The organism is Parvibaculum sp. (assembly GCF_049651025.1).
In the GTDB taxonomy this organism is placed as follows: domain Bacteria; phylum Pseudomonadota; class Alphaproteobacteria; order Parvibaculales; family Parvibaculaceae; genus Parvibaculum.
Genome location: NZ_JBASBH010000009.1, coordinates 1 through 6117, shown reverse-complemented (window position 1 = coordinate 6117; position 6117 = coordinate 1). Strand labels below are relative to the sequence as shown.

Genomic DNA, 6117 nt, shown 5'->3' with positions numbered 1-6117 from the left:
GGATGAGCGTCAGCGTGCCGAAGACGAGAACGAAAACGCCGGTGACGAGCGGCATGGTCGGAATTCTGCGAAACTTCGCATAGGAAAAACCGAGCGAGAGCGCGATGGCGACCATGAAGGCGCCCGTCGCATAATAGATGTTCTGCGCCGGGTCATTTCCGAAGGCGAGGTTTGCCTTGGAATTTGCCAGGAAGAAAACCACGAGCGGCCCAAGCTCAAGGCCCATGCGCAGAAACTGGCTGCCGGCTGGATGTCTGGACTCGCTCATTTGGTTCAATTCGCTCCGGTGATGGCGCGGGCAAAGGCATCGGCTTCGAAAGGCTGCATGTCGTCGATCTGTTCGCCGATGCCGATCAGATGAACGGGCAGACCAAAGCGCTGCGCGATGGCGACGAGAATGCCGCCGCGCGCCGTGCCGTCGAGCTTGGTCATGACGAGGCCCGTCACCTTTGCCGTCTTGCCGAAAATATCGACCTGGTTGACCGCATTCTGCCCTGTTGTCGCGTCGAGGACGAGAAGCGTCGCATGTGGCGCATCCGGGTCGAGCTTGGCGATGACGCGCATGATTTTTTCAAGCTCGGACATGAGGTCCGTCTTGTTCTGAAGGCGGCCTGCCGTGTCGATGAGAAGCAGGTCGGTCTTTTCCTCTTTCGCGCGGGCGAGCGCTTCATAGGCAAGACCCGCCGCGTCGCCGCCGACCTTGGTCGAGACGACAGGCACGTTGAGGCGCGCGCCCCAGACTTTCAATTGCTCGACGGCTGCGGCGCGGAAGGTGTCGCCTGCCGCGAGCATGACGGTCTTGCCCTGCGCTTGCGCGCGTGCGGCGATCTTTGCGGCGGTCGTCGTCTTGCCCGCGCCATTGACGCCGACCATCAGAACGACAAAAGGCTTCTTCGTTTCGTCGATGATGAGGGGCTTGGCGACCGGGGCCAGAACCTTGGCGATTTCTTCCGCGACGATGGTGCGGATTTCTTCCGGCGTCACTTCCTTGTCGTGACGGCCCTTGCCGACCGCCTCGACAATCGTCGCGGCGGTGTCGAGGCCGAGATCGGCGCCGATCAGCAATTCTTCCAATTCGTCGAGCGTCGCGCGGTCGAGCTTCTTCTTTGTGAAGATGCCGGTGATGCCATCCGACAGCGTGCGGGTGGAGCGCGACAGGCCCTCTTTCATCCGCTGGAAGAAGGAGCGCTTCTTCTGCTGGTCCTGTGTGGTGTCCGTATCGCTCATGCCGCTGCAAGACCTTCAAAGCTTTGGCCGTCATGGGCGGAAAGCCGGACGGGCAGAATATCGCCGGCGTGAACGCCAGTGTGACCGACCGCACCGATCAGGCGAACCGGCGTGAATTGATTTGTGCGCCCGAGATTTTCGCTCTCCATCAGCACGGGCGCTATCCGTCCGATCCCTGCATCGAGATGCGCGGCAAGACGGGCAGTGCCCTTGGCGCGCAGGCGTTCGGCGCGCGCCTTGATGATGCCGCGATCGAGTTGCGGCATGCGCGCGGCGGGCGTGCCGGGGCGGGGCGAGAAGGGGAAGACGTGCAGCCAGGTCAGGCCGCATTCGTCGGCGAGGCGCATCGTATTTTCAAACATCTCTTCGGTTTCGGTCGGGAAACCGGCGATAAAGTCTGCGCCGAAGACAATGTCTGGGCGAAGCCTGCGTGCTTCCTCGCAGAAGCGGATCGAGTCTTCGCGCAGATGACGGCGCTTCATGCGCTTCAGGATCATGTTGTCGCCGGCCTGCAACGACAGATGCAGATGCGGCATCAATCGTTCTTCGTCGGCGATGAGGCGCATCAGCGCATCGTCGGCCTCGATTGAGTCGATGGATGAAATGCGCAGCCGCTTCAGCTCCGGCACGAGCTTCAGAATGCGCGTTGCGAGATTGCCGAGGCTCGGGTGTCCCGGCAGGTCGCCGCCATAGGAAGTGATATCGACGCCGGTGAGCACGACTTCGCGATAGCCGTTTTCGACAAGCGTGCGCACCTGCGCGACGATCTCGCCCGCAGGCACACTGCGCGAATTTCCGCGGCCATAGGGAATGATGCAAAATGTGCAGCGATGGTCGCAGCCGTTCTGCACCTGCACGAAGGCGCGCGTGCGTCCTTCGAAGCCCTGCACCAGATGGCCTGCCGTTTCCGTCACCGACATGATGTCGTTGACGCGCACGCGCTCATTGGCGTGAAGGGCAAGCGCGGGCTGCCAGCTTGCCGCCTTCATCTTTTCATCGTTGCCGAGCACGAGATCGACTTCGGGCATGGCGGCGAAATCGGCAGGCGCGATTTGCGCGGCGCAGCCGGTCACGATGATGCGGGCTTCCGGATTTTCGCGGCGCGCCTTGCGGATCGCCTGCCGCGCCTGTCGCACGGCTTCGTTCGTCACGGCGCATGTGTTGAAGACGATGGCGCCGTTGAGCCCGGCCTTTTCGGCGTGCTCCTTCATCACTTCGGATTCGTAAGTGTTGAGGCGGCAACCGAAGGTGACGATTTCCGTGCCGTTTACCTTTCGCCGCTCAGGCGTGTCGCCGCTCATGCGGGCACCCCTGAAAGCAGGCGCGGTTCCAGCTCGCCCTCAAAGTCGAGCGTGGCAGGGCCGGTCATATAGATGTGGTTGTCGCTTTCGCGCCATTCGAGCTTCAGGTCGCCGCCCGGCAGGCTGATCGTGACTTCGCGGCCCGTGATGCGCTTCCTCGCGCCTGCCACAGCCGTGGCGCAAGCGGCGGTGCCGCAGGCCAATGTCAGGCCCGCGCCGCGTTCCCAGACCTTGAGCTTGATGTGATCGGGCGAGAGGACCTGCGCGACCGAGATATTGGCGCGCTCGGGAAAAAGCGGGTGATGTTCGAGCATCGGGCCGATGCGGCCGAGATCGATGGTGTCGGCGTCCTTGACGAAGAAGATCGCATGGGGATTGCCGACATTGACCACGGCGGGCGAATGCATCAGCGGCGCGCCGAAGGGGCCGACTTCGAGTTCGATGGCGCGCGTGTCGCGGAATTCTTCCGAGAGCGGGATCTCGTCCCACTTCAGGCGCGGCTCGCCCATATCGACGGTGATGGTGCCATCGGGGCCGTGGGTCGCAACAGTGTCGCCGCCCAGCGTTTCGATGATGACGGCGTCCTTGCCGGTTTCCTCGAGGATGAGCTGGCCGATGCAGCGCGCGGCATTGCCGCAAGCTTCGACGAGGCTGCCATCCTGATTGCGGATGCCCATGAAGACGTCGCCGCCGTGGCGGGGATTTTCGATGGTGATGAACTGGTCGCAGCCTATGCCGGTTTCGCGGTTGGCGATGGCGCGGACCGTTGCTTCGCTCAGCGGCACGGCATGGCGGCGCTGATCCAGCACGACGAAGTCGTTGCCGAGCCCATTCATCTTGCGAAAGTGGACGCCATTTGCTGCCATGATCGTCGCTATATGGCCCTTTTCGCCCCAAAATACCACTGGTTTGGCGATTGTCGGGGGCGGTGCATCGCCGCTACTGTCGCCGCCCACGCAATCACGGAAAGCAGCCATGCAGACGCTACTCCCCATCGCCGAAGAAATCGCCGCCCGCCTCAAGGCGCGGGGTGAAACGGTTGCCGTGTCCGAATCCTCGACCGGGGGCCTCGTTTCGGCGGCGCTGCTGTCGGTGCCGGGGGCGTCGGCCTATTTTCTCGGCGGGGCCATCGTCTATACGAAAAAGGCCCGCGAGGTTCTGATCGGCCTTCCCGACGCCGCCATTATCGCCGCCGGGGCGCAGAAACCCTTGAGCGAGGCTTTCGTGAAATTGCTTGCCCGGACGCTTCGCGACCAGTTTTCCGCGACCTGGGCCATTTCCGAAATTGGCGCGACGGGCCCCGCAGGCAGCCGCTATGGCGATCCGGCGGGCACGGCTTGCATTGCCCTTGCCGGGCCGGTCGAGCGGAGCCTCACGGTTCAGACAGGTCACGATGACCGGGTGGCCAATATGCGTATCTTCGCCAAGGCCGGGTTGGAACTTTTACTTCAGAATGTTAAATAAAAACAGTGGCTTGCTGAATTTTTGTCGCTCGGCACCGGCTGCGGTGAATTTGCGTAAAGCGCCGCATCCTGTCGCCGAGATGAGCATTATTTAATCAAGCAACGCCCGGGCGAGTGCCATTCCTGCCTTGCAGAGCCGCTGCGGCGCTACCCATGTCTATCGGACGATGCATCTTCGTGAGGAAATCCGATCTCGTGGAAGATGGCATCCCAAGAGGATGATCGACATGGCAGGAGTGGAAAAGCCGCGCGATTTCGCGGAGGAGGCTCTGAGCAGCGGTCCGCAGTCCTTGACGCTGCTCGGGCACTTGATTGCACGATTCAAATGGCAGGAAGACTTCGGTCTGCCGCATTGGCTGAGGTCGCTGGCGACGCTGACCCATGAAGACAAGGCAAGCGACGACAGGGCCGCGCGTGACAAGCGCCTTGAGTAAGGTCGTTCTGTCCCGGATTGACTCTTGGGGCCTCGCGCCCTAATTTCCGCGGACTTTCGGGACATTCAACCGCCCCGACCCGCCCGAGGCATTGAGCCCGGGTCAACATCCGCCGGCGATATTCGCTCGCGGGTGCGTTTTTGCTTTGTGATTGGACCTTTAGGCAAGCGTCGATGTTCGAGAACCTGTCAGGTCGCCTTGGCGACGTCTTCTCCAAACTCCGGGGCCGCGGTGCGCTCTCGGAGAAGGATGTCGACGAGACCTTGCGCGAGGTGCGCCGCGCGCTCCTCGAGGCCGACGTGGCATTGCCCGTGGTCAAGGACTTCATCGACAAGGTGAAGCCGCGCGCCATCGGCGTCGAGGTTCTGAAATCCATCACGCCCGGCCAGCAGGTCATCAAGATCGTCCATGACGAGCTGATCGAGATGCTTGGCGGCACCGCCGATGCGTCGATCTCGTTGCATGCGGCGGCGCCTGTCGCGATCATGATGGTCGGTCTTCAGGGTTCGGGCAAAACGACATCGACAGCGAAGATCGCAAAGCGCTTCGAGACGCGCGACAAGCGCCGCGTGTTGATGGCGTCGCTCGATACGCGTCGTCCGGCGGCTCAAGAGCAGTTGAAAATTCTCGGCGAGCAGACGGGCGTTGCGACGCTGCCGATCATTGCCGGTCAGCAGCCGGTGCAGATTGCGCGGCGCGCTATCGAAGCGGCAAAGCTTGGCGGCTATGACATCGTCATGCTCGACACGGCGGGCCGTATTCACATCGATGAAGCCTTGATGGCTGAAGTCGCGGAAATTCGCGATGTCGCCAATCCGCATGAGACGCTTCTCGTTGCCGACAGCCTGACCGGTCAGGACGCCGTCAATGTCGCGCAGCAGTTCCAGTCGCGCATCGGCATTACCGGCATCATGCTGACGCGGACGGATGGCGACGGGCGCGGCGGTGCGGCGCTTTCCATGCGCGGCGTCACGGGCGTTCCGATCAAATTGCTGGGTACGGGCGAAAAGCTCGATCAGCTTGAAGACTTCCGCGCAGAGCGCGTGGCGGGCCGCATTCTGGGCATGGGCGACGTTGTCAGCCTTGTCGAGAGAGCAGCCGAGACGATCGACGCCGAAAAGGCGAACAAGATCGCCGCCAAGATGAAGAAGGGTCAGTTCGACCTCGACGACATGGCCGAGCAGCTCGCGCAGATGAAGCGCATGGGCGGCATGAAAGGCGTGCTGGGCATGCTTCCCGGCGTTGCCAAGGCGCAGGCGGCAGCAGCCAATGCGCATATGGATGACAGCGTTGTGAAGCGTCAGGCTGCGATCATCTCGTCGATGACGAAGGCCGAACGCCGCAACCCCGCGCTTTTGAATGCAAGCCGCAAGCGTCGCGTCGCGGCGGGCTCGGGCACGGAAGTACAGGAGATCAACCGTCTCCTGAAACTTCATCGCCAGATGGCCGACATGATGAAAAACATGGCGCGCCAGAAGGGCGGCGGGTTGCTCGGAAAATTGTTCGGCGGCGGCATGCCCGAATTGCCCCCCGACATTGCGAACAATCCCGAAGCGCTCAAGGACATGTTGCCCAAGGGCGGCTTGCCCGGCGGGCTTCCCGGTCTTCCGGGACTGCCCGGACGCGGCGGCTTCGGCGGCCTGCCCGGATTGCCGGGGGCTAAGGGTTTCCCCGGACTTCCCGGTTCCAAGG

Annotated in this window: 7 protein-coding genes; 3 read left to right on the top strand and 4 right to left on the bottom strand. The window is 62.5% G+C overall.

Annotated elements, in window-relative coordinates:
- From WA943_RS00825 to dapF, 4 genes are all read right to left on the bottom strand, one after another.
- Positions 1 to 268: septation protein IspZ (locus WA943_RS00825; RefSeq protein WP_424467731.1), on the bottom strand; the 268-nt coding region annotated here is incomplete at its 3' end.
- A 5-nt stretch (positions 269 to 273) separates the two neighbouring features.
- A complete protein-coding gene (gene ftsY, locus WA943_RS00820) occupies positions 274 to 1227 on the bottom strand; it encodes a signal recognition particle-docking protein FtsY (protein WP_424467729.1) in 954 nt (317 codons plus the stop codon).
- Complete coding sequence (gene mtaB / locus WA943_RS00815; RefSeq protein ID WP_424467727.1) at positions 1224 to 2528, bottom strand: tRNA (N(6)-L-threonylcarbamoyladenosine(37)-C(2))-methylthiotransferase MtaB; 1305 nt, start codon at positions 2526 to 2528, stop codon at positions 1224 to 1226. The genes ftsY and mtaB overlap by 4 nt, the downstream gene beginning before the upstream one ends.
- Positions 2525 to 3505: a diaminopimelate epimerase gene (gene dapF / locus WA943_RS00810; RefSeq protein ID WP_424467725.1), complete on the bottom strand. Its 981-nt coding sequence runs from the start codon at positions 3503 to 3505 to the stop codon at positions 2525 to 2527. Before dapF ends, mtaB begins: the two co-directional genes overlap by 4 nt.
- Between dapF and WA943_RS00805 the strand changes: the two genes are divergently transcribed.
- The 3 genes from WA943_RS00805 to ffh all read left to right on the top strand — a co-directional run.
- On the top strand, positions 3504 to 3992 hold the full coding sequence (locus WA943_RS00805; RefSeq protein WP_424467723.1) for a CinA family protein: 489 nt from the start codon (positions 3504 to 3506) through the stop codon (positions 3990 to 3992). The two genes, dapF and WA943_RS00805, sit on opposite strands and share 2 nt — an antisense overlap.
- Positions 3993 to 4218: 226 nt before the next feature.
- Positions 4219 to 4425 carry a hypothetical protein gene (locus tag WA943_RS00800; RefSeq protein WP_424467721.1) on the top strand — a complete coding sequence of 69 codons (207 nt, stop codon included), beginning with the start codon at positions 4219 to 4221 and terminating at the stop codon, positions 4423 to 4425.
- A gap of 173 nt (positions 4426 to 4598) precedes the next feature.
- Positions 4599 to 6117, top strand: a 1519-nt coding sequence (gene ffh, locus WA943_RS00795; protein WP_424467719.1) for a signal recognition particle protein, incomplete at its 3' end; no start/stop codon positions are given.